This is a genomic window from Burkholderiales bacterium (assembly GCA_015075645.1).
Taxonomy (GTDB): domain Bacteria; phylum Pseudomonadota; class Gammaproteobacteria; order Burkholderiales; family Casimicrobiaceae; genus VBCG01.
On record JABTUF010000006.1, the window covers coordinates 68,474 to 95,345 of the forward strand.

A 26,872-nucleotide genomic window follows, 5' to 3' on the forward strand; every position below is an offset into this window, starting at 1 on the left:
ATGGGCGCGCTGCGGCAGGGGGTGCGCGGTCTCTCGCCCGCCTACTTCGCGCTCGTCATGGCGACCGGCATCGTCTCGGTCGACGCGCACCTGCTCGGACTGCCGGTCGTCGCCGCTGCCCTGTTCCGGTTCAACATCGCCGCGTACCTCATCATCGGCGTGCTCGCCGTGCTGCGCGCGGCGTGGTTCCCGCGCGAACTGCTGCGCGATCTCGTCGACCACCAGCGCGGGCCCGGATTCTTCACCGGCGTGGCCGCGTCCGGCGTGCTCGGCAGCCAGTTCGTGCTGCTCGACGGGAACTACACGATCGCCGCCACGCTCTGGGTCGTCGCCCTCGCGCTCTGGGTCGGACTGACCTACACGGTGTTCACCGCGTTCACCGTCAAGGCGAAGAAGCCCCCGCTCGACGAGGGCATCTCCGGCGCGTGGCTCCTCGCCGTGGTCGCCACGCAGTCGGTCGCGGTGCTGAGCGCCTACCTCGCGGTGCACTGGGGCCATCCGTACCGGCTGGAACTCAACTTCCTGGCGCTGTCGACGTGGCTGTGGGGCGGGATGCTCTACATCTGGATGATGTCGCTCATCTTCTACCGCTACACGTTCTTCCGGCTCGCGCCGGGCGATCTCTCGCCGCCGTACTGGATCAACATGGGCGCGATGGCCATCTCGACGCTCGCCGGCTCGCTCCTGATCGTCAACGCGCCCGACGCGCCGTTCCTCGCGTCGCTCGCGCCGTTCATCAAGGGCTTCACCGTGTTCTACTGGGCGACCGGCACGTGGTGGATTCCGATGCTGATCCTGCTCGGCGTGTGGCGCCACCTCGTCGCCCGGTACCCGTTGCGCTACGACCCGCTGTACTGGGGCGCGGTGTTCCCGCTCGGGATGTACGCCGCATGCACGCACGTGATGGCGCATGCGCTCGACCTCGCGTTCCTCTACCCGTTCGTGCCGTGGTTCGCCGGCGTGGCGTTCGTCGCCTGGGCGGTCACCTTCTGGGGCCTCGTCTCGACGCTCGTCCGCGCGTTCCGGGCGCGCGGCCCCGGCACGTGAGCGCCGCGCGCGCCCGGCCGGCGGATGCGAGGCGCGGTTGCGCGCGCCGCGGCCGACGTGCTACATTGAACATGCATTCTGTATGTATCTTATGTTGATCGCCCGGCAGGCGACGCGCGGGGCGCGAGTCCGCGCCTCGGCCGTCGCCTCCCCGCCTCGCGCGGGCGGGATCCTGTCCTTCCGATCGAGGTGACCCGATGACGAACCGCATCACCTACTCGATCATCGCGGTGCTGCTCGCGGCCGTGGCGGCGATGGCCTGGAAGTTCCTCGTCGCCGGCTCGACGCTCCCGGCCGACGACGGCCGGGTCGCGATCGTCCTCGATCCGGGCGAGCGCGCGTTCGTCCTCGCGGAGATGCGCGGGTTCGTCGCCGGCCTGGAGCGCATCTCCGACGCGCTGGCGCGCGACGACATGAAGGGCGTCGCCGACGCCGCGCGTCCGTTGGGCGCCGGACGTACCCACGACGTGCCGATGGCACTGATGGGCAAGCTGCCGCTCGAATTCAAGACGCTCGCCCTCGCCACGCATCGTTCGTTCGACACACTCGCGGCGGACGCCGAGGCGGGCGGGACCCCGAAGCAGGCGCTCTCGCAACTGGCCGGGACGCTGCAGCAGTGCGTCGCATGCCACGCCACCTACCAGTTCACGACGCCGAAGGGCGTGTGAGCACGACCGCCGCGGTCGGGACCGCGCGGACGCGGGTGCTGCTCGCGCCGCACGCGCTGTTCTTCCCGGCGGCGGCCTGGTACGCCGCCGTCGTGCTGCCCTGGAGCGTGCTCGCGATGACCGGCACGTTCCCCGGGCCGGCGTCGATCGCCACGCCGCTCGGGCACGCGCACGAGATGCTCACCGGCTTCGCGCTCGCGGTCGTCGCGGGCCACCAGTTGCCGCCGATGCCGCGCCTGCGCGTCCTGTCGCTGTTCGGGCTGTGGGCGGCGGCGCGGTTCGCCTTCCTCGCGCTGCCCATCGGCGTGGCGTTCGCGTTCGACGCCGCCTTCGCCGCCGCGCTCGCGCTGCACGTGGCGCCGCGGCTGTTTCGCGCCGCGAAGAAGCTGCGCAACCAGGGCCTGCCCGCGATCCTGACCGCGCTCTGCGCCGGCGCGGTCGCGTTCGACGCGGGGATGGTGGTCTCCGGCGTCGCCGCGCCGGCGACCGCTGCGGTCGCCCTCGTCCTCTCGCTCGCGGCGCTCATGCTGTTCATGGGCGGCCGCATCATCGCACCGGCGGCGGCCGGACAGCTCTACCGCCAGGGCGGATCGCTCGCGGCCCGCGTCCAGCCGAGGATCGAGGGCGCCCTGCTCGTCGTGATGGCGGCCGCGCTCGTGTTCGCGGTGCTGCCGGACGGCGATCTGCCGATGCGCCTCGCCTGCGCGCTCGCCGGCGTGCTCGCGCTCGTCCGCCTGCTGCGGTGGCGCCTCCCGACCTGCAAGGGTCGTCCCGACCTCGTGTGCCTCGGGATCGGCTACGCGTGGCTGGGGCTGGGGCTCCTCGCGGCCGGCGCCACCGGACCGGGCATCGCGCGGACGGCCGCGTGGCATCTCATCACGCTGGGCGCGCTCGGCACGCTGACGCAGAACGTGATGGCGCAGACGCTGCTCCTCAAGGCGCGCCGCGTGCCGGCCGCCGAGTGGATTCCGACGGCCGCGACCGCGCTCATCGCGGCCGCGACCGTCCTGCGTGTCGCGGCGGCCTTCACGGACGCGAATGCGACGACGCTGCTGATCGCGGCCGCCGCGTGCTGGTCGATCGCCTTCGTCGCCACGGCGCGGCTCCTCGCGCGCTGCCTCGCCCTCCACGCGGAGCGGGTCGGCATGGCGCGCGACGCGGCACACTGATCTCGGACCACCGCCTCGCGGGCGCGGCCACGCTGTGCACGAAGCGCGCGGCGGATCGCGCGCGCCGCGCCGGGAACCGATCCACGCGTGCGATGCGCGGCGCGTGCGCGTCAGGCGCCTTCCGCGCGCGGCTCGCGCTTCAGCAGGGATTCGACCGCGTCGCGCACGGGGATCTCGCCCGACAGCACGCCCGCGACCGCTTCGGCGATCGGCATCTCGATCGCGTGACGTCGCGCCAGCGCGACGGTGGCGTGCGCGGCAGGGACCCCCTCGGCGACGTGACCGAGCGAGGCGACGACCGCGTCGAGGCTCGCGCCGGTCGCGAGTCCGAGGCCGACGCGCCGGTTCCGCGATGCGTCGCCGGTGCAGGTGAGGACGAGGTCGCCCAGTCCGGCGAGCCCCATCAGCGTCTCGCGTCGGCCGCCCTCGGCGACCGCGAGCCGCGAGATCTCCGCGAGGCCGCGCGTGACGAGCGCCGCGCGCGCGTTCTGGCCGAAGCCCAGGCCGTCGGAGAGGCCCGACGCGATCGCGAGCACGTTCTTCACCGCGCCGCCGACCTCGACGCCGACGAGGTCATCGGTCTCGTAGACCCGCATCGCATCGCCGCGCAGGAGCATGGCCGCCCGCGCCGCGAGCGCGGGATCGGTCGCCGCCGACGCGAGCGCGGTCGGCAGTCCACGCGCGACTTCGCCGGCGAAACTCGGCCCCGACACGACGCCGACCGGAGCGGGCCAGCGCGGCGCGATCCGCCGGTGCGCGAGGTCGACGCCGCCGGGACGCTCGGCGGACGCGACGAATCCCTTCGACAGCCAGACGAGCGGCGCGCGCACGCCCGACGCCGCGAGCGATGTTGCGACCGCATCGAGCGACGCCATCGGCGTCGCGACGAACACCAGTTCCGCGCGCGCGACGGCGGCATCGCCATGGTCCACCTCGAGCGCGGACGGAAACGCGACGCCGGGCAGGTAACGCTCGTTCGCGCGGGAGCGCGAAAGCGCATCCGCCCGCTCGCGGGTGCGCGGCACGAGCGTGACGCGCGGCGCGGCGTGGGCGCGCGCGGCGAGATGGCAGGCGATCGCGGTGCCCCACGCGCCGGCGCCGACGACGGCGATCCCGACGCGCGCGGCGCTCATCGAACGATCAGAGCCCGAAGACCTGCGCGATGCGCACGTAGCCGGTCGAGCCGTCGCGATGCTGCACCTTCACCCAGCCGGGCGACGCGGTGGTGCCCGGCGAAGTCGCGGGTTCGGCGAGTTCGACGAGCACGTTCGCCTCGGCGCGAAACGCGACCGGCGCCGCGTCGTCGGGCGAGGTGCGCACGTCGGCGACGCCGGCGCGCACCTGCAGCATCCGGCGGTCGGAGAGCGACTTGCTCGCGATCCACCCGATCGTGCCGCCGAGGTCGCGGACCTTGGTCCAGCCTTCGACGGCCACGAGGACTTCGAACGGCACGTCGCGCCCGTAGACGAACTGCGGCCGGGCGTGCTGCGACGGCGCGTCGTAGAGGACCGTCGGCGCGTCGGCGGTGACGCGGAACTCCGCCGCGCAGAGCGGCGCGGCGAACGCGCCCGCGGCGAGGGCGAACGCCGCCGCGCGCCGCCGCATCGTCGTCAGGCGGCGGCCGGCGCCGGGGCCGGCGTCCCGGCCTTCTGCGCGAGCTGCTGCGCGTAGAGGGCCTCGAAGTTGATCGGCGCGAGGTGCACCGGCGGGTAGCCGGCGTTCATCACGGCGGTCGCGATCTGCTGGCGCGCGTAGGGGAACAGCATCGACGGGCAGTGCATCGCGAGGATCGGCTGAAGCGCATCGGGCGTCGCGCCGTGGATCGAGAAGATGCCGGCCTGCGCGACCTCGACCAGGAACACGGTGCGGTCGGCGGAGGTCGCCGTGACGGTGATCGTCATCACGCACTCGTAGACGTCGGGCTCGATCTGCTCGGCGCGGGTCCGCAGGCCGATCTCGACCCCGGGAGCCTCGGTCGCGCGGAACATCTGCGGCGAACCCGGGTTCTCGAGCGAGAGATCCTTGACGTAGATCCTCTCGACCGTGACCTTCACGGCGTTGGGCGAGATCAGCGATTCGGTCATGGCGGTGCCTGCGGGTGACGACGTCGAAACCCGCGATTATACCCGACCGCGCCGCGCCGCACGGACGCTGTCGGTCAGGGGGCGGCGAGCAGCGGGTCGAGCCCGCCCGAGCGGTCGAGCGCGACCAGGTCGTCGTAGCCGCCGACGTGGACCGAACCGATGAAGATCTGCGGCACCGTCCGCCGGCCGGTGCGCTCCATCATCTCGGCACGCCGCGCCGGGTCGAGATCGACGCGAACCTTCTCGATCGCGGTGGCGCCCTTCGAGGCGAGGAACTGTTCGGCGCGGACGCAGTAGGGGCACACGCCGGTGGAATACATCGTGATCGACGCCATCGTCACTTCTCCACCGGCAGGCCCGCGCCACGCCAGGCGGCGAGTCCGCCGGTCAGGTGGTAGACGTCCTTGAAGCCGGCCTTCGCGAGCGCATTGCCGGCCGCGCGGCTGCGCACGCCGCGCGCGCAGTAGGCGACCACCGGGCGCGCCGCGTGCTTCGCGATCTCGCCGACGCGCCGGTCGAGTTCCGACAGCGGGATGTGCACGGCGGACGGCAGCTTGCCGTCGGCGAGCTCCTTCGCCTCGCGCACGTCGAGGACGAGCGCGTCGCGGTTCATGAGCTGCGTCGCGCCCTGCGTGCCGACGTCCTTCACCGACGAGAAGCGGCGTCCGACCATCGGCCAGACGAGCATCGTGCCCGAGACGACCGCCGCGACGGCGTAGATCCAGTTCTGGTCCTTGACGAGGAATTCGAGGGGGGTCATGGTCGTGCGCGCCGCCCGGGAGGGGAAGGCGAGTGTCGCAAAGGTAGAATCATAATCCAGCGGCCCCGCCGCCTTTCCGCCGCCGATGGCCGCCGACGCCCCGCCCTCCCCCCTGCCCGCCGGCGCCACGCCGCGTCCGGTGGTCCTCCTCATCCTCGACGGCTTCGGCGAGCGCCCCGACGCCCCCGACAACGCGATCACGCGCGCGCGCATGCCGCGCTGGCGATCGCTCCTCGCGCATCACGCGCACGGCACGATCGACGCGTCCGAGATGCACGTCGGGCTGCCCGACGGGCAGATGGGCAACTCCGAGGTCGGTCATCTCAACATCGGGGCGGGCCGCGTCGTCTACCAGGACCTGACGCGCATCGACCACGCGATCTCGAACGGCGAGTTCGCCGCCAACCCGGCGCTCGTGTCGGCGCTCGCGCAGGCGCGCTCCGGCGGAGGGGCGGTGCACGTCATGGGGCTCCTGTCGCCCGGCGGCGTCCACAGCCACGAGAAGCACCTCGCCGCGATGGTCGCGATGGCCTCGCGCTCGGGCGTCGGGCGCGTGCTCGTCCACGCGTTCCTCGACGGCCGCGACACGCCGCCGAAGAGCGCGGCGGCGTCGATCGAGTTCATGGAGGGCGTCTGCCGCGCGCATCCCGGCGCGCGCATCGCCACCGTGACCGGGCGCTACTACGCGATGGACCGCGACCAGCGCTTCGAGCGCGTGAAGCCCGCGTTCGATGCGCTGGTCGACGCTCGCGCGCCGTTCACCGCGCCCTCCGCGGCCGCCGCGCTCGACGCCGCGTACGCGCGCGGCGAAACGGACGAGTTCGTGCAGGCGACCGTCGTCGTTCCGCCGGGAGATCGCGCGGCCACGATGGACGACGGCGACGTCGTCGTGTTCATGAATTTCCGCGCCGACCGCGCCCGCCAGATCACGCGCGCGCTCACCGACCCCGTGTTCGACGGCTTCGTTCGCGACCGCGTGCCGAAGCTCGCCTCGTTCGTGTGCCTCACCCGCTACGGCGACGAGTTCGCCGCGCTGCCGGTCGCGTTCGGGCCCCAGAGCGTCGACAACGGCATCGGCGCCTGGCTCGCGCAGCACGGAAAGACGCAACTCCGCATCGCCGAGACCGAGAAGTACGCCCACGTGACCTATTTCTTCAACGGCGGCGTCGAGGCGGTCTATCCCGGCGAGGACCGCATCCTCGTGCCTTCGCCGAAGGTCGCGACCTACGACCTCGCGCCGGAGATGAGCGCGATCGAGGTGACCGACCGGCTCGTCGCGGCGATCGAGAGCGGCCGCTACGACGCGATCGTCTGCAACTACGCGAACGGCGACATGGTCGGGCACACCGGACGGTTCGACGCCGCGGTCCGGGCGGTCGAGACGCTCGACGCCTGCATCGGCCGGGTCGTGGACGCCGCGAAGCGCGCCGGCGGCGAGGTGCTGATCACCGCCGACCACGGCAACTGCGAGATGATGCACGACGCGTCGACCGGCCAGCCGCACACCGCGCACACCCTCGACGTCGTCCCGTTCGTCTACGTCGGGAGGCCGGCGCAGGTCGTCCGCGGCGGGGCGCTGAAGGACATCGCCCCGACGATGCTCGCGCTCTTGCGCCTGCCGCAGCCCCCGGAGATGACCGGCCGGCCGCTCGTGGCGCCGGCCTGATCGTCGTCCTGACAGCGCGTGTGTCCGGTCGGTCAGCTCCGGTCTTGACCAAGTTGGCAAGTACACACTGTCATTGAACGGCTTACCTCTAGCCACATTTCATTGCCGGGCTCCAGCCCGCTGGCCGAGCGGCGAAACGCGGCGGCGACCCGGGATCCGGACAGGCGACGGACCGGGGGACCGATGCGCCGAGCCATCGGCCGCATGGCGCGATTCGGCCGATCGGCGGGGGAACTCCCGGGCCGCTCGACCCCACCAAGGAGGGTGTCCGGGACCGCGCGTTCGCGCCTCTGGACAGGCCTGTCCGGGCCGGCGTGCGCCGCGGGGCCGGGCGTATACTTTGCTTGAAGTCCGGCAACATCGCGGCACCATCGACGATCCCGGCGGCCCGGGAGTGCGCGGAAGACCGCGTCCATAGAGGAACGCAATGACCAACGGCTGGAAGAAGGCTGGACTGATCGGGCTCGGAACCGTGCTCGGTGCCTTGCTGACCCTCAATTTCTCCGCCGTCGCGCAGCGCGAATCCCGGCTGCCGATCCCCTACGAGGACCTGCAACTGCTGTCCGCGGTCTTCGGCAAGATCAAGAGCGACTACGTCGAGCCGGTCTCCGACCAGAAGCTCATCCGCGAGGCCATCAACGGGATGGTCCACGGCCTCGACCCGCACTCCGATTTCCTCGACGCAGATGCGTTCAAGGAACTGCAGGTCAGCACGCAGGGCAAGTTCGGCGGGCTCGGCATCGAGGTCGGCATCGAGGAGGGCGTCGTGCGCGTCGTCTCGCCGATCGAGGACACGCCCGCGTTCCGCGCGGGCATCCGTTCCGGCGACCTGATCGTCAAGATCGACGACACCGCGACGCGCGGCATGCCGCTCAACAAGGCGGTCGAGCTGATGCGCGGCAAGCCCGGCACGCCGATCACGCTCACCGTCGTCCGCAAGGACGCCGAGGGCCTGCTCACCTTCCCGCTGGTGCGCGAGGAGATCAACGTCAAGAGCGTGCGCGCGAAGATGCTCGAGCCGGGCTACGGCTACGTGCGCATCCGCAACTTCCAGGAGCGGACCGGCGAGGACCTCGCGAAAGCCCTGCGCGAGTTCTACAAGCAGGGCGACCTGAAGGGTCTCGTGCTCGACGTCCGCTCGGATCCGGGCGGGCTCCTCAACCAGGCGGTGGCCGTGTCCGCGGCGTTCCTGCCGAAGGACGCGCTCGTCGTCTACACCGACGGCCGCACGCCGGACGCGCGCATGCGTCTCACCGCGAGCCGCGACAACTACCAGCGCCGCGGCGAGGACTGGCTGCGCGACCTGCCTCCTGCGGTGAAGAAGGTGCCGATGGTCGTGCTCGTCGACAGCGGCACGGCGTCGGCGTCCGAGATCGTCGCGGGCGCGCTGCAGGACCACAAGCGCGCGATCGTCATGGGCGCGCAGACCTTCGGCAAGGGTTCGGTGCAGACGATCCTGCCGATCGGCGCGACCGCGGGCCTCAAGCTCACGACCGCGCGCTACTACACGCCGTCGGGGCGTTCGATCCAGGCGAAGGGCATCGAGCCGGACATCGCGATCGACGACGGCCGCGACACCGGCAACCGCATCCGCGAGGCGAACCTCGAACACCATCTCGAGACGCCGCGCGCGGGCGGCGCCGGCACCACCGGCGCGTCGCCGAGCGGCGCGAGCGCGCCCGCCTCGACCGCTCCGGCGCCCGCGGTTCCGGCCAAGCCCGCCGCGAAGCCCACGGTGTCCGCGCCGCCGCTGCCGCGCTTCGAGTTCGGCTCCGCCGAGGATTTCCAGCTCAAGCAGGCGATGAACCAGCTGAAGGGCGAGCCGATCGTGGCGTCGATCCGCTCGGTCGCCGCCGCGAACACCGTGCCCTCGGTCGTCGCACCCGCGAAGTAGCGCGCAACGCCGTCCTCCCGCGACGAACGCCCGGCCCTGCGCCGGGCGTTCCCGTTTCATGCGCCGTTCGCGCGCCCCGTGCGGACCTGCGCGTACCATGGCGCGCATGGACGATGGAGAACTCCTCCGCTACAGCCGCCACCTCCTGCTGAACGAACTCGGACCGGAGGCGCAGGACCGCTTCGCGGCGGCACATGCACTCGTCGTCGGTGTCGGCGGCCTCGGGAATCCGGCCGCGCAGTTCCTCGCGAGCGCCGGCGTCGGGCGGCTGACGCTGGTCGACGCCGACCAGGTCGACCTCACCAACCTGCAGCGCCAGATCCTGTTCGCGCTGGACGACGTCGGCACGGCGAAGGTCGACGCCGCCGCGCGCCGCCTCGCGGCGATCAACCCGGGGCCCGAGATCGTGCCCGTAACCCGCCGGGTGGCGGCGGAAGAACTGAAATCGCTCGTCGCCGTCGCGGATGTCGTGCTCGACTGCACCGACAACTTCGCGACGCGCCATGCGATCAACCGTGCATGCGTCGAGGCGCGGGTGCCGCTCGTGTCGGGCGCGGCGATCCGCTTCGACGGCCAGGTGGCGGTGTTCGACGCCCGGGATCGCGAGTCACCCTGCTACCACTGCCTGTTCGGCGAGGGCGAGGACCTCGAGGAAGTGCGCTGCGCCACCATGGGCGTGTTCGCGCCGCTCGTCGGCGTCGTCGGCGCGATGCAGGCGGGCGAGGCGCTGAAACTCCTGTCGGGCGCGGGCACCACGCTCGCGGGGCGCCTCCTGCTCTTCGACGCGCTCTCGGCATCCTGGCGCGAGTTGCGCGTGCCGCGCGATCCGGCCTGCCCGGTGTGCGCCGCGCATTCTCCGTAGGTTCGGCTTCAGCCGAACGCCTTTCGCATCGACTCAGCGAACCCCGTCGGGCTGAAGCCCGACCCACAAGACCGAAGCCCGACCCACAAGACCTCCGACGCCTCTTGCATGTGGGTTCGGCTTCAGCCGAACGCCTTTCGCATCGACTCAGCGAACCCCGTCGGGCTGAAGCCCGACCCACAAGACCTCCGACGCCTCTTGCATGTGGGTTCGGCTTCAGCCGAACGCCTTTCGCATCGACTCAGCGAACCCCGTCGGGCTGAAGCCCGACCCACAAGACCGAAGCCCGACCCACAAGACCTCCGACGCCTCTTGCCCGGTTCGGCTTCAGCCGAACGCCTTTCGCATCGACTCAGCGCGAACCCCGTCGATAGGTGACCCACAAGACCTCCGACGCCTCTTGCATGTGGGTTCGGCGTCAGCCGAACGCCTTTCGCATCGACTCAGCGAACCCCGTCGGGCTGAAGCCCGACCCACAAGACCTCCGACGCCTCTTGCATGTGGGTTCGGCGTCAGCCGAACGCCTTTCGCATCGACTCAGCGAACCCCGTCGGGCTGAGGCCCGACCCACGCCTGCCTCCGACGCCTCTTGCGCCGTGGGTTCGGCTGCGGCCGAGCCGAACGCCTTTCGCATCGACTCAGCGAACCCCGTCGGCCAAGCCCGACCCACGCGACCGAAGCCCGACCCACAAGACCTCCGACGCCTCTTGCATGCGGGTTCGGCTTCAGCCGAACGCCTTTCGCATCGACTCAGCGAACCCCGTCGGGCTGAAGCCCGACCCACAAGACCGAAGCCCGACCCACAAGACCTCCGACGCCTCTTGCATGTGGGTTCGGCTTCAGCCGAACGCCTTTCGCATCGACTCAGCGAACCCGGTCGGGCTGAAGCCCGACCCACAAGACCGAAGCCCGACCCACAAGACCTCCGACGCCTCTTGCATGTGGGTTCGGCTTCAGCCGAACGCCTTTCGCATCGACTCAGCGAACCCCGGTCGGGCTGAAGCCCGACCTACAGGCTCCAGGCGACGGCATCCGATCCGCCGCCACCGGAAACGCCGCCGCTTCTGTCCTCTGTCCTCTGTCCTCTGACTCCTGTCAGGGCAGAAAACGCGCCTCCTTCGCCCTCGCGACGAGCTTCGCGCAGGCCGAGGGCTCATCGAGCGAGAGCGCATCCTCGAGGGCTCCGGTCTCGATCGCCCGAGCCGCGGCACGGCTGCCGGCATCGCGATTCAACCCCTCGATCATCGCGAGTTCGGCCCTGCGGCACGCGAGACCCGTGGCCTCGAGCGCATTGCGCTCCGCGGCGAGCCGCGCCCGCGCGGCGGGGTCGTCGGTCCAACTCCACAGGATGGCGAGGCCGACCCGGCGCGCCTCGAAGGTGTCCGCGCGATCGGCCATCGTGCGGGCGACCTGGCGGCACGCGTCACCGGCGTCGGGTGTCATGCCCGGCGCATCGCGGCGGCACACGAGCGCGGACTCCACAGTGGCGATGTCGGCGCGCGCCGCGCCGATCGCCACGGCCGCGAACGGCGCTTCCGGCTCCGCCGCGATCGCGGGAATGCCGGCGAGCACGCGCCAGACCGCGGCGCCACCGCGCGCGCGGTACGAATCGAAACGCGGGAGGCCGGCCGCGTGGGCGAGGTGCTCGCGCATGCCGGCGAGGTCGCCGCGCCCTCGCGCGCGCTCGGCGAGCAGCATGCGCGGACGCGCGTTGGTCGCGTCGCGCGCGGCCCAGCGCGAGATCGGATCGAGCGCCGCGCACTCCGCCCAGGTGGGAATCGCCCGCAGCATGCACGCGTCGGCGAGGCTCGCGAGGAACAGGATCTCGGCGGGCTCTCGGCGGTACGCCTCGGCGTAGTCGGCGATGCGCGCGGCGGGATCCATCGTCACCTGCAGGCCGCGCACGAAGTGCGCATCCGCGCTGTCCGCCGATGCGGCGCGCTCGCGCAGCGCCTGGTCGATCCGTTCGAACGCCGCTTCGGGGAGCGAAGGAATTCGCGGCCCGTCGGGCACGATCGCGGTCTGCGCGAACGCCGCGCCGCACACCGCCACGACGACGCCCGCGATGGATCGACCGACGCGCACGGCGCAAGTCAGTCGAACAGGAACTTGCGCTGGCCTTCCCATCCGTCCTGCGGCAGGCGCTTGAACCCGCTCTTCGCGTAGAGCTGCCAGCGCCCCATCACGAACGCGAACAGCGCGGCGGCGTCCGCCGAGGGGTCGCCGTGCCAGGCGTTCGCCATCTGCGCGGTGCGCAGCGACTGGCGCAGCGTCGCCTCGAGCCGGTCGTAGAGCTGGTTCATGCGCGCCTGCAGGCGGTCGTCCTCGCTCACGAGGGCGTCGCCGATCAGCACGCGCGTCATGCCCGGATTCTTCTGGGCGAACCCGAGCAAGAGCGACACGATCTGCTCGGCCTGCGCGACGCCGTCGGGTTCGGTCGACTGCACCTTGTTCGCGAGCGTGGAGACGGTGGTCTCGACGAACTCGATCAATCCCTCGAACATCTGCGCCTTGCTCGCGAAGTGCCGGTAGAGCGCGGCTTCCGAGACGTCGAGCTTCGCCGCGAGCGCGGCGGTCGTCACCCGCTCGCCGCGCGGGTTCTCGAGCATCGCCGCCAGCGCCTGCAGGATCTGCAGCCGCCGCTCGCCGGGTTTCGCGGCCATCGGCGCGCTCCTCAGGCCGGAGGATCGTCGGCGCGGATCATCGTGCCGACGCCCTCGTTGGTGAGCACTTCGAGCAGCAGCGCATGCTCGACGCGTCCGTCGATCACGTGCGAACTCCGCACGCCGTTCTTCACGGCGTCGAGCGCCGAGCCGATCTTCGGGAGCATGCCGCCGTGGATCGTGCCGTCGGCGAACAGCCGGTCGATCTCGCTCGCGGTGAGACCGGTCAGGAGCCTGCCGTCGCGGTCGAGCACGCCGGCGGTGTTGGTCATCAGCACGAGTTTCTCGGCGCCGAGCGTCTCGGCGAGCTTGCCGGCGACGAGGTCCGCGTTGATGTTGTACGCCTCGCCCGACGCGCCGACGCCGATCGGCGCCACGACCGGGATGAAGTCTCGCGTGTCGAGCAGCGCGATCAGCTCCGGATCGATGCGCTCGATCTCGCCGACGAAACCGATGTCGACGTCGGCGCCCGAGTCGCCGTCGCGCAGCATCATCTTGCTCGCGCGGATGAAGGCGCCGTCCTGCCCGGTCAGCCCGACCGCCTTGCCGCCGTGCTGGTTGATGAGGCCGACGATCTCCTGGTTGAGCTCGCCCAGCACCATCTCGACGACGTTCATGACCTTCGCGTCGGTGACGCGCATTCCCTGGCGGAACTCGCTCGCGATGCCCATCGTCTTCAGGAGGTCGCCGATCTGCGGCCCGCCGCCGTGCACGATGACCGGGTTCATGCCGACGAGCTTCAGCATCACGACGTCGCGCGCGAAGCCGGCCTTGAGACGCGGCTCGGTCATCGCGTTGCCGCCGTACTTGACGACGATCGTGCGGTCGTGGAACCGGCGGATGTAGGGCAGCGCCTCGGCGAGGATCTGCGCCTTCTGAGCGGCGGAGACGGGATCGAGCGACATGGCCTGGCGCGAGGAGGAGCGGCGATTGTACCGGAACCCGGCGGCGGCCCGCGCGGGATCGCGGAAATCGTTTCCCGCCGGTGCTTCGGCGGCGAGTGAGCGCTGACGGCGACACCGCCCGCCCGCCAAAGTTTGCTATCGTTGCGCGCATGGCTAGCCCGCTCCCGGACGCCGTCCCGCTGGCCGAGATCTCGCGCGTGCTCGTCACGAAGTTGCGCCACCACGGCGACGTGCTGCTCGCCTCGCCCGTGTTCTCGACGCTGAAAGCCGTCGCGCCGCACGCCGACATCGACGCGCTCGTCTACCGCGACACCGCGCCGATGCTCGAAGGCCATCCGGCGATCGCGAGACTCCACACGATCGACCGCGCGTGGAAGCGCGACGGACCGCTCGAGCGCCTCGCGAAGGAGCGCGCCCTCGCTCGCGAACTCGCCGGGCGGGGCTACCAGTTGCTGGTGCACCTGACCGAGCATCCCCGCGGCATCGCGCTGGCGCGGCGCCTGAGGCCGCGCTACGCGGTCACGACCGAACGCGGCCCCGAGCGCGGATCCGCCTGGCTGTGGAAGCGCTACTTCACGCACTTCTACAAGGTCCCTCGCGGCACCGAGCGGGCGATGGTCGAGCAGAATCTCGACGCGCTCCGGCGCCTCGGGATCGACCCGCCCGACGACCTGCGGCGTCTCGTGCTCGTCCCCGGACCCGAGGCGGACGCGCGCGTCGAGGCGAGGCTCGCCGCCGCATCGCTCGCGCATCACGGCTACGTTCACGTCCATCCGGGCTCGCGCTGGTTCTTCAAGTGCTGGCCCGCCGCGAACGTCGCCGCGCTCGTCGGGCGCATCGTCGCCGACGGCATGCCGGTCGTGCTCACCGCTTCGCCCGACCCGCGCGAACGGGAGATGCTCGACGCCGTCCTCGCCGCGCTCGCTCCGGCGACGCGCGCGCGGGTCCTCGACCTGGGCGGGGAACTCTCGCTGCGCGAGCTCGCCGCGCTCGCCGCGCGCGCCAAGCTGTTCGTCGGCGTCGATTCCGCGCCGATGCACATCGCCTCGGCCGTCGGCACGCCGGTCGTGGCGGCATTCGGCCCGACCTCCGAGGTCGCGTGGGGCCCATGGCGGGTGCCGCATCGCGCCGTCGTGTCGGCGCATCCCTGCCGTCCCTGCGGACAGGACGGCTGCGGCGGCAGCAAGGTCTCGGAGTGCCTCACCACGCTGCCGGTCGAGCGCATGCACGGCGCGATCGTCGAGCTCCTGGCATCGACCTCCGACCGGAGCCGGGCGTGAGGCTCGCGGTCATCCGTCAGCGCTACACGCCCTGGGGCGGGGCGGAGCGCTTCGTCGAGAACGCGCTCGAGGCACTGCTCGAGCGCGGGGTCGCGATCTCGCTCTACACGCGCGAGTGGCCGCAGACGCGCCTCAAGCTGATCGAGCCCACGATCGTCGACCCGTTCCACGTCGGGCGCCTGTGGCGCGACGCAAGCTTCGCGCGCGAGGTGGGCCGTGCGATCGGGGCCGCGAAGGCGGACCTCGTGCAGTCGCACGAGCGCATGACCTGCTGCGACGTGTTCCGCGCCGGGGACGGCGTGCACGCGGCCTACCTCGACGAACGCCTCGCGGCCGCCGGCCCGCTCGAACGCCTCGCGATCCGCGCGAGTCCGTACCACCGCTACGTGCTCGACGCGGAGCGCCGCCTGTTCGCGAGCCCGTGGCTCGCGGCGGTGATCTGCAACTCGACGATGGTGCGCGACGAGATCCGCGAGCGGTTCGGCTATCCGCTGGAGAAGCTGCACGTCATCCGCAACGCCGTCGACGGCAACGCGTTCCACCCGGGCCTTCGCGCGGAGGGCGAGCGCGTGCGCGCCGTGCACCGCATTCCGGCGGGCCACACGGTGTTCCTGCTGGTGGGTTCCGGCTACGGGCGCAAGGGCGTCGCGGCGGCCATCCGCGCCACCGCGTCGCTGCCGGACACCGCGCACCTCGTCGTCGTCGGCCACGAGGCCCATCCGCGGCGCTACGCGCGGCTCGCGCGCGCGCTGTCGCTCTCGGGGCGCGTGCACATCGCCGGCCCGCAGACCGACCCGCGCCCGTATTTCGGTGCGGCGGACGTCTTCGTGCTGCCGACGCTCTACGACCCCTGTCCCAACGCCGCCCTCGAGGCGATGGCCTGCGCGCTGCCGGTCGTCACGAGCACGAAGAGCGGCGTCGCGGACCTCCTCGCGCAGCACGACGCGGGGCGCGTCTGCCCGTCGCAGGACGTCGCCGCGCTCGCCGCGCACATGACCGAATGCCTCGACCCGGCCGTGCGCGAGCGCCTGGGCGCGAACGCGCGGCGCGCGGTCGAGCCGCTGACGCCCGAGGCGATGACGCTCGAACTCGTGCTCCTGTACCGCGAACTGCTCGCGGCGAGCGCGGCGCGCCGCAAGGGCGCGTCTTCGCCGCCGCCCTCGGCGTCGGCCGGGTGAGCGCGCCGCGCTATACTGCGCGACCGCCGCGACGGCGCGTCCGCGCCCGTTCCGCCCGCCCCACCGCCCGCCTCGACCGCAGCGCCCGATGACGGGAACCTCCCTCTACCGCCGGCTCCTCGGGTTCGTCCGCCCCTACTGGTGGACCTTCGCGCTCGCGATCGTCGGCATGGTCGCCGTCGCCGCGGGCGACCTCCTGATGGCGTGGCTGGTGATCCCGGTGGTCCAGAACTTCCAGTCGCCCGATCCGGAACGCACGCGCTGGCTGCCGCTCGTGATCGTCGGCGTGTTCGCGCTGCGCGGCGCGGGGTCGTACGTGTCCGAGTACGGCATGGCCTACACCGGGAACCGCGTCGTGTTCGACCTGCGGCGCAGGCTGATCGACAAGCTGCTCGCGCTGCCGACGCCGTTCTACGACCAGACCGCGGCGGGCGTCGTCCAGTCGAAGGTCACGTTCGACGCGCACCAGCTCGCGAACGCCGCGTCGGGAACGATCACCACCGCGGTGCGCTCGACGCTCACGATCGTCGCGAGCTTCGGCTGGCTCATGTGGCTCAACTGGCGCCTGACGCTCCTCACCTTCGTCATCCTGCCGGTGGTCGGCGTCACCATCCGCTACTTCAGCCGGCGCCTGCGGCGCATCGCGCGCGACATCCAGGCGCGCACCGGCAGCATGACCCACGTGCTCGAGGAGCTGATCGGCGGCCACCGGATCGTGCGCATCTTCGGCGGCGAGACCTGGGAGCGCGACCGGGCGGTGAAGGCGGCGAATGCGCTGCGGGTGTCGATGACCCGGCAATCCGCGGCGAGCGCCGCGAGTTCCCCGATCACGCAGGGCCTCGCGGCGGTGGCGGTGGGTCTCATCGTCTGGGCCGCGCTCGCGCAGAGCCAGGACGGCCGCCTCGACCTCCCGACGTTCACCTCCTACGTCGTGGCGCTGATCACGCTGCTCGAGCGGTTGAAGGCGCTGTCGGGCATCAACGCCGCGATCCAGCGCGGCCTCGCGGCCGCCGAGAGCATCTTCGGCCTGCTCGACCGCGAGGACGAGCCCGACCACGGCACCGTCGCGCTCGACCGGGTGCGCGGCGAGATCCGCTGCGAGCGCGTCTCGCTGCGCTACCTCGGCACCGAACGCGACGCGCTGGCGGACGTCTCGCTCACGATCGCGCCCGGCGAGACCGTGGCGCTCGTCGGCGCGTCGGGGAGCGGCAAGACCTCGCTCGTGAACCTCGTCCCGCGCTTCTACGAGCCGTCGTCGGGGCGCCTCTTCGTCGACGGACACGACGTCACGACGCTGACGCTCGCGAGCCTGCGGCGCCACATCGCGATGGTCGCGCAGGACGTCCTGCTGTTCGACGACACGATCCGCGCCAACATCGCCTACGGCGCGATGGCGGGAGCCGACGACGCCGCGGTCGAGCACGCCGCGGCCGCGGCGCACGCGCTGGAGTTCATCCGCGCGCTGCCGCAGGGCTTCGAGACGCCGGTCGGCGAGCAGGGCGTCCGCCTCTCGGGCGGGCAGCGCCAGCGCATCGCGATCGCGCGGGCGATCCTCAAGGACGCGCCGATCCTGATCCTCGACGAGGCGACGAGCGCCCTCGACAGCGCGTCCGAGCGGCAGGTCCAGGCGGCGCTCGACACGCTGATGCGCGGACGCACGACGATCGTCATCGCGCACCGGCTCTCCACGATCGAGCACGCGCACCGCATCGTCGTGCTCGACCGCGGCCGCGTCGTCGAAGAGGGCACCCACGCCGAGCTGATCGCGCGCGACGGCCCCTACGCGCGGCTCCATCGGATCCAGTTCGCCACCGCCGGCGGATGAGTCCTGCGCTGTCGATCGCCCACACCGAGGCCTCGATGGGCTGGGGCGGGCAGGAGATCCGCGTCCTCACCGAGGCGCGCGGGTTCCTCGACCGCGGCCACCGCGTCGTGCTCTACGCGGCGCGCGGCGCGCGCATCGCCGCGGAAGCGCCCTCGTTCGGCGTGCCGCACGTCGCGCTGCCGATCGGCGCGAAGCGCCCCTCCGGCGTGCTGGCGCTCGCGCGCGCGCTCCGCTCGGAACGCCCCGACGTCGTCAACACGCACAGTTCGACCGACAGCTGGCTCGCCGCGATCGCGTGCCGCTTCGTGCGCCCGACGCCGGCGATCGTGCGCACGCGCCACGTGTCGGTGCCGGTGCCGAGGGACCCGGCGACGCGCTGGCTCTACGGGAAGGCGACCGCACGCGTCGTGACCACCGGCGACGCGCTCGCCCGCCAGCTCGTCCGCGACAACGGGCTCGACCCCGCGCGCGTCGAGTCCGTCCCGACCGGCATCGACTTCGCGCGCTTCGGATCGATCACGCGCGACGCAGCGCGACGCGCGCTCGGCCTGCCGATGGACGCGCGGATCGTCGGGATCGTCGCGACGCTGCGAAGCTGGAAGGGCCATCGCCACCTGCTCGACGCGATGGCCCGCCTCGCCGATCCCCGCGCGATGCTCGCGATCGTCGGCGACGGGCCGCAGCGCGACGCCCTCGAACGCCGGGTCGACGACCTCGGCCTTGGCGCGCGCGTGCGCTTCGCCGGGCACGAGCGCGACGTGGCGCCGTGGTTCGCGGCGTTCGACGTCTTCGTGCTGCCGTCGACCGCGAACGAAGGCGTGCCGCAGGCGCTGCTGCAGGCGATGGCCTCCGGCATCCCCTGCGTGACCACCGATGCCGGCGCGATTCCCGAGGTCGCGCGCGACGGGGTCACCGCGCGGGTCGTCCGGCCCGGAGATCCCGTCGCGCTCGGGGCGGCCATCGATCGCACGCTCGCCGATCCGGCGGCGGCCGCGCGACTCGCCGCCGCGGCGCGCGAGGCCGTCGTCCCGGCGTTCGCGCTCGGCACGATGCTCGACCGGATGGAGATCGCGTTCCGCCGCGCGATCGAGGACGCGAGGCGATGAGCGCGGGCTCGGCGCGATCGCGCTTCGGCATCCGCGTGCGCGTGATCGCGCGCGCGCTGCGCGACCGGCCCGCCCGCCGGAGACCGCCGGCCGATCCGCGCCGCATCCTGATCGCGCACCACCTGCTCCTCGGCGACACGCTGATGGTGTCCGCGCTGGTCGCGAAGCTGCGCGCCAACCACCCGCAGGCCGACATCGCGATGACGGTGCCGCGCGCGTTCGCGCCGCTGTACGTGGCCCGTCCGTGGGGTCTGCGCGTGCTGCCCTGGGACACGCGCGACGTGCCACAGGCGCTGTTCGACGAGGCGCCGTTCGACCTCGCGTTCGTGCCCGGCGACAACCGGCACGGCTGGCTCGCCGCCGCGATGCGCGCACGCTGGATCGTCGCGTTCGCGGGCGACCGCCCGGTGTCGAAGAACTGGCCGATCGACCGGCTGGTGCCCTACCCCGGGGACCCGGGCTCCTGGGGCGACATGGTCGCGCGCCTCGCGGAGGGCCACCCGCCGCCCCCCTACGCGCCGTCGCAGTGGCCCGCCGGCCCCTCGACGCCGTTCGACCTGCCGCGTCACGCATACGCTGTCCTGCACGTCGGCGCGTCGACGCCGCTCAAGCAATGGCAAGGCGAGCGCTGGCTCGAGATCGCCGCGCGCCTCGCGATGCGCGGCATCGAGCCGGTGTGGTCGGCGGGAAGCGCCGAGGCGGATCTCGTGCGCCTCGCCGACCGCCGGGCGCGTTACCGCAGCTACGCGGGCGCGCTCGACCTCGCGCAGATGCGCGCGCTGCTCGACCGCGCGCGGCTCGTCGTCTCGCCGGACACCGGCGTCGCGCACCTCGCGCGCATCGCCGGCGCGCCGTCGGTCACGCTCTTCGGTCCCGGATCCGCGACGATCACCGGCCCGGGGCGCTTCCACGCGGCGACCCCGTGGCGGGCGGTGACGGTGGATCCGTTTCCCTGCCGCAACCAGCACGTGCTGTTCCGCCGGGAGATTCCCTGGGTGACACGCTGCGGCCGCACGACCGCCGAGTGCGCGCATCCGCGCTGCATGGACGCGATCGACGTCGACGCCGTCGCCGCGGCGGTCGACGACGTGCTCTCGCGACCGGATCCGCGGGGCGCGATGCGATGAGCCTCGCGCGCCATTGGCGCACGCTGCGCGACCGCGTCGCGGGCGACCCGTTCGAACGCGCGCTCGCCCGTGCGGCGCACGAGCGTCGCGACCGCATCGTGTTCTACTGGAACCGGGGGCTCGGCGACATCGCGCTCGGCCTCGCCCCGATGTTCGCGCGCGCGGCGGAGCGCCTGCCCGGCGCGGCGATCGAGGTGATCACGCGCGCCGACCTCGAGGAGACGTTCCGGCTCACACGCGCGTCGCGCATCCACGTGGTGCCCGGGCTCGCCCGCGAGGAGGGCATCGGCGCGGCGACGGCCTGTGCGCGCCTTCCGCTCGATCCGCGCGAAGGCGCCGTCGCGATCGACGCCCCCGACCCGACGCGGTGGCTCGCCGCCGCGGGCCGACGCGCCGCGCCGCCGAGGCTCGCGTGGCGGGGCGAGTTCGATGCGCTCGCCGTCCCGCTCGCCGATCCCGGCGATCGCCGACCCTGGATCGCGGTGCACGCGAACACCGAGACCGGGCGGCACTACCGCTACGTCAAGGACTGGCCGGCCGAGCGCTGGCGCGAACTGTTCCGCGCGACCGCGAAGCGGCACGACGTCCGGTTCGTGCTGCTGGGCCTCCACCCCGAACCCGCGTTCGTCGGCGAGAACGTGCTCGACCTGCGCGGCCGCACCGCGTTCCTGCCGATGCTCGCCCTCGTGAAGACTCGCTGCGCCGCGCTCGTCGCGCCCGACGGCGGCGTGCTGAACGCCGTGTATTTCCTCGACGCGGACTTCCCGATCACCGTCGTCTCGCTGTGGTCGGACCCCGATCAGGGCATCCTCAAGGCTCGCGCGTCCTCGCCCAATCCGCGGCTCGTGCACGTCCCGCTCGTCGGCGAAGGCGAGGACGTCCGCGCGATCCCGCCCGCCGACGTGCTCGCGGCGCTCGAGGTCGCGCTCGCCACGCCCCGGAGCGCCGCATGACTCCCATGCTCGCGACCGACCGGCTGCGCGACGCGCTCGCCGTGCTCGCCGCGACCTACCTCGTGTTGCTGCAGACGAACCTGATGAACGCTCCGCGCTCGGTCGTGCTGGGCCTCATGGCGGTCGTCGCGCTCGCCGTCTTCGCGCGGGCGGACGCGCGCGCCGACGCCGCGCTCTCGGCGGGCGCGCGGGCGCTCGCCGCCGCGTTCCTCGCCTGCGCCGCGTGGTCCGTCGCCTCGCTCGCCTGGACGGTCGATCGCGAACTCACGCTGACCGAACTGCGCGCGGACGTCGTGCTCACCTCCGTGGGCAGCGCCGCGATCCTCCTCTGCGTGCGCGAGACCGTCGCGTTCCGGCGCATCGTCACGGCGATCCTGGCGTCCTTCGCGCTCCTCGCCTGCGCCGCGGTCGGACTCGGGTTCGCGTCGGATCCCTGGAACGACAAGCTGATGCACCACGGCGCGGGCACCTGGTCGACCCATCTGGTGATCATCGCGCCGCTCGTCCTCCTCGTACGCGCGCCCGAGCCCGCCGGCTGGGGCCGCGGGCGGACCACGGGCCTCGCCGTGGTCGCGCTCGCCTGCCTCGTGCTCGCCGGCGCGCGGTCGAGCGAGAACCGGATGGTGTGGCCCGCGCTCTTCGCCTCACTCGCCGTCGTCGGCATCGCGCTCGCGCTTCGCGATCGCGGGTCCCGGCTCACGAACGGCGGACGCGCGCGCACCGTGCTCGTGTTCGTCGCGCTCGGCGTCCTGATGGCGCTGGCGTTCGTCGAGGCCGCGTCGCGCAAGGCCGATTCGCTCCTCCCGGCGCCGGTGACGATCGAGCGCTCGGTCTCCGGCGATCCGCGTCTCGCGATCTGGCCGCTCGCCCGCGAGAAGATCGGCGAGCGGCCCTGGCTCGGCCACGGCTTCGGCAAGGAGATCCTCGGCCGGGAGTTCGCCGCGAAGCTCGGCGACGCCACGCTCACCCACGCGCACGACGTGTTCCTCTCCGTGCTGATGCAGACCGGCGCGGTCGGCCTCGCGCTGTTCCTCGCGTTGCTCGCGGCCACCGCGTGGCGCTTCGTGGGCTATGCGCGCTCGGGCGACGACGCGCTCGCGCGGGTCGGCGTCGCCGGTCTCGCGATCGTGGCCGGCGTCCTCGTCAAGAACGTCACCGACGACTTCTTCGTCCGCAGCAACCTGAGGTTCCTGTGGGGCATAGTCGCGCTCTTCCTGGCGTTCGGCGAACACCGGCTGCGCGAGGTCTCGCGGCGGCCGTAGCGCAACAGCGCCGAGCGGCGCGCCTCAGCGACGGCGCGGCGCCCGCAACGGCGTCGGCGCGCGCGCGCCCGCTTCGCCGGGCAGCGGGGCGGGCATCGGCTTCACCGGCGCGCCGGCCGGCGGCGCGTATTCGGGAATCCACGCCTGCAGCCGGGCGCGGACTTCCGCATCGGGGGCCGCGCGGTCGCGCTCGCACAGCGCGATCATCTGGCCGACCGCGTCGCCCCTGGCGGGCCGCACGTTCGCGATGAAGAGCTTGGGATGCGGCGTCGGCCCGGTCGCCTCCTCGGAGGCGAGCGGCTCCTCGAACAGCTTCTCGCCGGGGCGCAGGCCCGTGAACACGATCGGGATGCGGTCGGGATCCGCGCCCGAGAGCCGGATCATGTCGCGCGCCAGGTCGAGGATGCGCACCGGGTCGCCCATGTCCAGCACGAGGATCTCGCCGTGCTTCCCCATGAAGCCGGCCTGCATCAGCAACTGGGTCGCTTCCGAGAGCGACATGAAGAAGCGCGTGATGTCCGGATGGGTGACCGTGACCGGGCCGCCGCGCGCGATCTGCTCGCGGAACCGCGGGATGACGCTGCCGGCGCTGCCGAACACGTTGCCGAAGCGCACCACGACGAACGCCGTGCGCCCGCGCTGCAGCGTCTCGCAGGCGATCTCGGCCAGTCGCTTCGACGCGCCCATCACCGAGGTCGGGTTCACCGCCTTGTCGGTCGACACCAGCACGAACTTCTCGACCTTCGCCTCGACCGCGGCGCGCGCGAGGACGTAGGTGCCGTAGGCGTTGTTGCGCACCGCCTGCCACGCGTTCTGCTCCTCCATCAGCGGGACGTGCTTGTACGCCGCCGCGTGGAACACGACGTCGGGCTTCTCGCGCGCGAGCACGTCCAAGACGAGCGCCGCATGCTTCACGTCGCCGACCACGCTCGAGACCGCGAGCTGGGTGAAATCGTCGCCCAGCGCGGTGCGGATCTCGTAGAGCGCGGCCTCCGAGATGTCGAACATCACGAGGCGCGCGGGCCGGAACTTCGCGATCTGGCGGCACAGTTCGGCGCCGATCGACCCGCCTGCGCCGGTCACCATCACGACGCGGTTGCCGAGCCACTCGGCGAGACCGGCGCCGTCGAGGACGACCGGGTCGCGTCCGAGCAGATCGTCGAGTTCGATGGTGCGTATCGTCGTGAGCGCCTGGTTGCCGTTGATCAGTTCCTCGTAGGAGGGCACGGTCAGCGCTTCGAGGCCGTGCTGGGCGCACAACTCCGCCGCGCGGCGGCGCACCGCATGGTGCGCGGACGGCAGCGCGACGATCACCTTGCGGACGTCGTAGCGGCGCGCCCATGCCGGCAATTCCGCGATCGGCCCCACGACCGACACGTTGCGGATCTGGCCGTGGATCTTGCGCGGATCGTCGTCGAGCAGGCCGACGACGCGCCACTGGCGGCTCCGCGAGAGTTCGGCGGTGAGCCGCGCGCCGGCTTCGCCCGCGCCGACCACGAGCACCGGTTCGCCCAGCGCGGCGAGCGGGCTGTACAGCCGATGCTCCTTCCAGATCCGGTAGGCGAACCGGTTGCCGGCCATCAGGAAGATCAGCACCAGCGGATAGAGCACGAGGACGCTGCGCGGCACCGACGCCTGCATCTGCAGCATCACGATCACGAGCGGGATCAGGATCGCGCCCAGACCCGCCGACAGCACGATGCGGTGGAGGTCCACGAGCGACGCGAAGCGCCACAGTCCCCGATACAGGCCGAAGCCCAGGAAGATCGCCGCCTGCAGCGGCAGGATCCACGCGAGCGACGCGACCAGGTCCGCCACCTGGGCGTCGGGGACGTCGAAATTGAAGCGTACGCCGTAGAGCAGGCTCCAGGCGATGCCCGCCGCGCACAGGTCGTGGGCGAACGCCAGCGCCGCCCGCCAGTTGATGTTCAAGGCGAATTCATCCGGGAAACGGGACATGATAATCAATGCGGGCGAAGACCGCAGCGATGATCGCGGTCCACACAGCGACCAGCGCCCAGCCCGCGGCGGGCGCGACCGCCGCGCAGGCCACCGCGCTCGCGGCGCATCCGAGCATCAGGCCGCCGTAGACGCGAAGGGTTCCCCGGTGGCCGGCGCCCATGCGCACCAGGCGCTGGTAGTAGTGCGATCGATGGGGCTCCCACACCCGCTCGCCACGGAGCAGGCGGCGCAGCAGCGTGACGGTGGCGTCCGCGAGGAACGGCAGGAACACCAGCACCGGGAACCAGGCGGGCCAGGCGCCGCCTGCGCTTCCCGCGATGCCGACGGCCCCGGCGAGGAATCCGAGCGGCACCGAACCCGCGTCGCCCAGGAACAGACGCGCGGGCGGCAGGTTTCGCGCGAGGAACGGCACGACGGCGCAGACGAGCGCGACCCAGGGCAGCGAGGGTGCGCCTGCGAGCGCGGACGCCGCCGCGTAGGCGCCGAACCCGCAGACGGCCATCGTTCCGGCGAGACCGTCGCTGCCGTCCATGAAGTTGAAAAAGTTCGTCACAGCGACGAGGACGAACGTCGCGGCCGCGATCGTCGCGTTGCCCCATCCGAGCGACGGGCCCATCGCAACAGCCAGCGCAACGGCGCAAACCGCCTGCACGACGAGACGAACCAGCGCCCCGACGCCGCGGTAGTCGTCGACGAGCGAGAGGCAGAAGAGTACGGCCACGGTCGCCAGCAACGAAGCGGTCGCCGCCTCGGGAATGCCCGCGAACGGCCCGGCGAACGGCAACGCGGCGGCCCAACCGCCGAAGATCGCCCAGCCGCCGGCACGCGGCACCGGCCTCTCGTGCAGCGATCGCCGGTTCGGCCGGTCGCACGGCGCGATACCCGGATGGCGGACGAGCCACGCCACGACCAGCGCGGAGCACGATAGCGCCAGCGCCACGGCGATCACAGGGTCTCCGAGACGACTTCCGGGGGACGGCAAGGGGAAATCGACCTTCGCGACCCCGGTTTGCGCCCGGAACCGGCGGAACCGGCCCGGAAGCACGCAAAGTCCTTGGCTCCGGCGCCGGCTCGCCAGCGGGGTTCAGTCAATTTCATGTTTAACATCATACAATTACATGACCCAATTCGCCTCAATTCGAAATGAGGCACGCAAGCTCGCAGGCGATGCCATGTTGCTTTGGCACAACAGGCACCCGGCGTCCGGGATCGGCGCGGGGCGCTTCCTTGCTTCCGATTCCCCCCGTTTGGCACAATGGACCCAACTTCTCGACAGACCTGAGAAGGTTGCCATGGCCGGGAAACCGTTGCTTCCCGGCCGACTTTTTCCGATAGAGGAGAGCCTTCATGAACAAGAAGCTTGTTGCCCTCGCCGTCGCCGGGGTGCTGTCCGCTCCGCTGGCCGCGCAGGCGCAAACCGCGAACGTCACGCTCTACGGCCGCCTGAACCTCACGATGGAAGCGGTTCAGCTCGGGAGCTCGTCGCAGGAGAACTGGATCTACCGCGTGAGCTCGAACTCGTCGCGCTTCGGCATCAAGGGTACCGAGTCGCTCGGTGGCGGCCTGAACGTGATCTTCCAGATGGAGTCGTCGGCCAACGGCGACGCGGGCGGCGGCACGATCGCCGGCCGCGACACCTACATCGGCCTGCAGGGCGGCTGGGGTACGGTGAAGATCGGCAACTTCCTCGCCCCGTACGACGACATCCACCCGATCTTCGGCAACGTGCCCACGCTGACCACGTCGATCCTGTCGACCGCGGCCCTGTGGGCGAACGCTCCGACGTCGAAGGCGTTGGGCGGCTTCGATGCGCGCCTGGGCAACTCGGTGCGCTACGACTCGCCGAATTTCTCCGGCTTCACCGGCAGCATCCAGGCGACGACGTTCGAGAACACGTCGCACGGGATGGTCTACAGCATGGGCGGCTACTACAACGCCGGCCCGCTGCAGGTCGGCCTCGCCTGGGAACACAACCAGGGCGCGCGCGCTCCCGGCCTCAAGGACGACGCGATCTCGATCGCCGGCGGCTGGAACTTCGGCATCGCGCGGGTCGCGGGCGTGTACGAGCGCCTCGACTACGATGCGGCCTCGGGCGGCAACCTGAAGCGCGACTTCTACGGCATCTCGGGCACGTTCAACCTCGGCCCGGGCCAACTGTACGCGGCGTGGATGCGCGCGGAAGAAGGCAAGGGCAGCGCGGCGGACGGCACGCAGATCGCCGGTACGGTCAAGGGCAACGACACGGGCGCCGACGAGTACTCCGTCAGCTACACCTACCCGCTGTCGAAGCGCACGCTGACCTACGTCGGTTACGTCCGCGTCGACAACGACAACAACGCCCGCTACACCTTCAACATCAACCCGCTGAACCAGTCGTCGGTCACCGGCGGTCTGGCGATGCAGGGCAAGCCGCAAGGCGTCGTGGCCGGCATCGTCCACTTCTTCTGAGAAGCGCGACGAG

Annotated in this window: 24 protein-coding genes; 14 read left to right on the forward strand and 10 right to left on the reverse strand. The window is 72.0% G+C overall.

The annotated features are described in order from the left end of the window. The 3 genes from HS109_15960 to HS109_15970 all read left to right on the forward strand — a co-directional run bounded on the left by HS109_15960 (position 1) and on the right by HS109_15970 (position 2,884). Entirely contained in the window at positions 1-1,047 is a 1,047-nt protein-coding gene (locus HS109_15960; protein ID MBE7523860.1) for a tellurite resistance/C4-dicarboxylate transporter family protein, read from the forward strand. Between the two features lie 197 nt (positions 1,048-1,244). After that, positions 1,245-1,715 carry a hypothetical protein gene (locus tag HS109_15965; GenBank protein MBE7523861.1) on the forward strand — a complete coding sequence of 157 codons (471 nt, stop codon included), beginning with the start codon at positions 1,245-1,247 and terminating at the stop codon, positions 1,713-1,715. Further along, entirely contained in the window at positions 1,712-2,884 is a 1,173-nt protein-coding gene (locus tag HS109_15970) for an NnrS family protein (GenBank protein ID MBE7523862.1), read from the forward strand. Before HS109_15965 ends, HS109_15970 begins: the two co-directional genes overlap by 4 nt. A gap of 110 nt (positions 2,885-2,994) precedes the next feature. Here HS109_15970 and HS109_15975 read toward each other — a convergent pair whose 3' ends face one another. The 5 genes from HS109_15975 to HS109_15995 all read right to left on the reverse strand — a co-directional run bounded on the left by HS109_15975 (position 2,995) and on the right by HS109_15995 (position 5,728). Beyond that, on the reverse strand, positions 2,995-4,017 hold the full coding sequence (locus HS109_15975) for an NAD(P)-dependent glycerol-3-phosphate dehydrogenase (protein ID MBE7523863.1): 1,023 nt from the start codon (positions 4,015-4,017) through the stop codon (positions 2,995-2,997). 7 nt (positions 4,018-4,024) lie between these two features. Next, the gene (locus tag HS109_15980; protein ID MBE7523864.1) at positions 4,025-4,489 is read right to left on the reverse strand and encodes a hypothetical protein; all 465 of its coding nucleotides are present in this window, start codon (positions 4,487-4,489) and stop codon (positions 4,025-4,027) included. Between the two features lie 5 nt (positions 4,490-4,494). Next, the gene (secB, locus tag HS109_15985) at positions 4,495-4,968 is read right to left on the reverse strand and encodes a protein-export chaperone SecB (GenBank protein MBE7523865.1); all 474 of its coding nucleotides are present in this window, start codon (positions 4,966-4,968) and stop codon (positions 4,495-4,497) included. 74 nt (positions 4,969-5,042) lie between these two features. Then, on the reverse strand, positions 5,043-5,303 hold the full coding sequence (grxC, locus tag HS109_15990) for a glutaredoxin 3 (GenBank protein ID MBE7523866.1): 261 nt from the start codon (positions 5,301-5,303) through the stop codon (positions 5,043-5,045). Positions 5,304-5,305: 2 nt separating this feature from the next. Continuing rightward, positions 5,306-5,728, reverse strand: coding sequence for a rhodanese-like domain-containing protein (locus HS109_15995; GenBank protein ID MBE7523867.1), 423 nt, complete (start codon positions 5,726-5,728; stop codon positions 5,306-5,308). 85 nt (positions 5,729-5,813) lie between these two features. On the opposite strand from HS109_15995, the gene HS109_16000 reads away from it, so the two are divergent. From HS109_16000 to moeB, 3 genes are all read left to right on the forward strand, one after another. Beyond that, the gene (locus tag HS109_16000) at positions 5,814-7,394 is read left to right on the forward strand and encodes a 2,3-bisphosphoglycerate-independent phosphoglycerate mutase (protein MBE7523868.1); all 1,581 of its coding nucleotides are present in this window, start codon (positions 5,814-5,816) and stop codon (positions 7,392-7,394) included. A 427-nt stretch (positions 7,395-7,821) separates the two neighbouring features. Further along, a complete protein-coding gene (locus HS109_16005; protein MBE7523869.1) occupies positions 7,822-9,288 on the forward strand; it encodes a S41 family peptidase in 1,467 nt (488 codons plus the stop codon). A gap of 106 nt (positions 9,289-9,394) precedes the next feature. Further along, positions 9,395-10,150, forward strand: a complete 756-nt coding sequence (gene moeB / locus HS109_16010; GenBank protein MBE7523870.1) for a molybdopterin-synthase adenylyltransferase MoeB — start codon at positions 9,395-9,397, stop codon at positions 10,148-10,150. Positions 10,151-11,245: 1,095 nt separating this feature from the next. Here moeB and HS109_16015 read toward each other — a convergent pair. From HS109_16015 to argB, 3 genes are read right to left on the reverse strand one after another with little or no spacing between them, the layout of a single operon-like run. Then, positions 11,246-12,235, reverse strand: a complete 990-nt coding sequence (locus HS109_16015) for a hypothetical protein (protein ID MBE7523871.1) — start codon at positions 12,233-12,235, stop codon at positions 11,246-11,248. Positions 12,236-12,243: 8 nt separating this feature from the next. Beyond that, positions 12,244-12,813: a nucleoid occlusion factor SlmA gene (gene slmA, locus HS109_16020; GenBank protein ID MBE7523872.1), complete on the reverse strand. Its 570-nt coding sequence runs from the start codon at positions 12,811-12,813 to the stop codon at positions 12,244-12,246. Positions 12,814-12,824: 11 nt separating this feature from the next. Further along, a complete protein-coding gene (gene argB / locus HS109_16025) occupies positions 12,825-13,718 on the reverse strand; it encodes an acetylglutamate kinase (GenBank protein ID MBE7523873.1) in 894 nt (297 codons plus the stop codon). 149 nt (positions 13,719-13,867) lie between these two features. Between argB and rfaQ the strand changes: the two genes are divergently transcribed. The 7 genes from rfaQ to HS109_16060 all read left to right on the forward strand — a co-directional run bounded on the left by rfaQ (position 13,868) and on the right by HS109_16060 (position 22,449). Continuing rightward, positions 13,868-14,998 carry a putative lipopolysaccharide heptosyltransferase III gene (gene rfaQ / locus HS109_16030; protein MBE7523874.1) on the forward strand — a complete coding sequence of 377 codons (1,131 nt, stop codon included), beginning with the start codon at positions 13,868-13,870 and terminating at the stop codon, positions 14,996-14,998. After that, on the forward strand, positions 14,995-16,176 hold the full coding sequence (locus tag HS109_16035; protein ID MBE7523875.1) for a glycosyltransferase family 4 protein: 1,182 nt from the start codon (positions 14,995-14,997) through the stop codon (positions 16,174-16,176). The genes rfaQ and HS109_16035 overlap by 4 nt, the downstream gene beginning before the upstream one ends. An 88-nt stretch (positions 16,177-16,264) precedes the next feature. Beyond that, positions 16,265-18,001, forward strand: a complete 1,737-nt coding sequence (msbA, locus tag HS109_16040; GenBank protein MBE7523876.1) for a lipid A export permease/ATP-binding protein MsbA — start codon at positions 16,265-16,267, stop codon at positions 17,999-18,001. An 8-nt stretch (positions 18,002-18,009) separates the two neighbouring features. Next, complete coding sequence (locus tag HS109_16045; protein MBE7523877.1) at positions 18,010-19,107, forward strand: glycosyltransferase; 1,098 nt, start codon at positions 18,010-18,012, stop codon at positions 19,105-19,107. After that, on the forward strand, positions 19,104-20,234 hold the full coding sequence (locus HS109_16050) for a glycosyltransferase family 9 protein (protein MBE7523878.1): 1,131 nt from the start codon (positions 19,104-19,106) through the stop codon (positions 20,232-20,234). Before HS109_16045 ends, HS109_16050 begins: the two co-directional genes overlap by 4 nt. Beyond that, positions 20,231-21,187 (forward strand): hypothetical protein, encoded by a 957-nt coding sequence (locus HS109_16055; protein ID MBE7523879.1) that lies wholly within the window; start codon positions 20,231-20,233, stop codon positions 21,185-21,187. Before HS109_16050 ends, HS109_16055 begins: the two co-directional genes overlap by 4 nt. Continuing rightward, positions 21,184-22,449, forward strand: a complete 1,266-nt coding sequence (locus HS109_16060) for an O-antigen ligase family protein (GenBank protein ID MBE7523880.1) — start codon at positions 21,184-21,186, stop codon at positions 22,447-22,449. The genes HS109_16055 and HS109_16060 overlap by 4 nt, the downstream gene beginning before the upstream one ends. Before the next feature lie 24 nt (positions 22,450-22,473). Here HS109_16060 and HS109_16065 read toward each other — a convergent pair whose 3' ends face one another. Both HS109_16065 and HS109_16070 read right to left on the reverse strand, forming a co-directional pair. After that, positions 22,474-24,408, reverse strand: coding sequence for a polysaccharide biosynthesis protein (locus HS109_16065; GenBank protein MBE7523881.1), 1,935 nt, complete (start codon positions 24,406-24,408; stop codon positions 22,474-22,476). After that, positions 24,389-25,393: a glycosyl transferase gene (locus HS109_16070; GenBank protein MBE7523882.1), complete on the reverse strand. Its 1,005-nt coding sequence runs from the start codon at positions 25,391-25,393 to the stop codon at positions 24,389-24,391. The genes HS109_16065 and HS109_16070 overlap by 20 nt, the downstream gene beginning before the upstream one ends. A gap of 365 nt (positions 25,394-25,758) precedes the next feature. Between HS109_16070 and HS109_16075 the strand changes: the two genes are divergently transcribed. Next, complete coding sequence (locus tag HS109_16075; protein MBE7523883.1) at positions 25,759-26,859, forward strand: porin; 1,101 nt, start codon at positions 25,759-25,761, stop codon at positions 26,857-26,859. Positions 26,860-26,872: the final 13 nt, after the last annotated feature.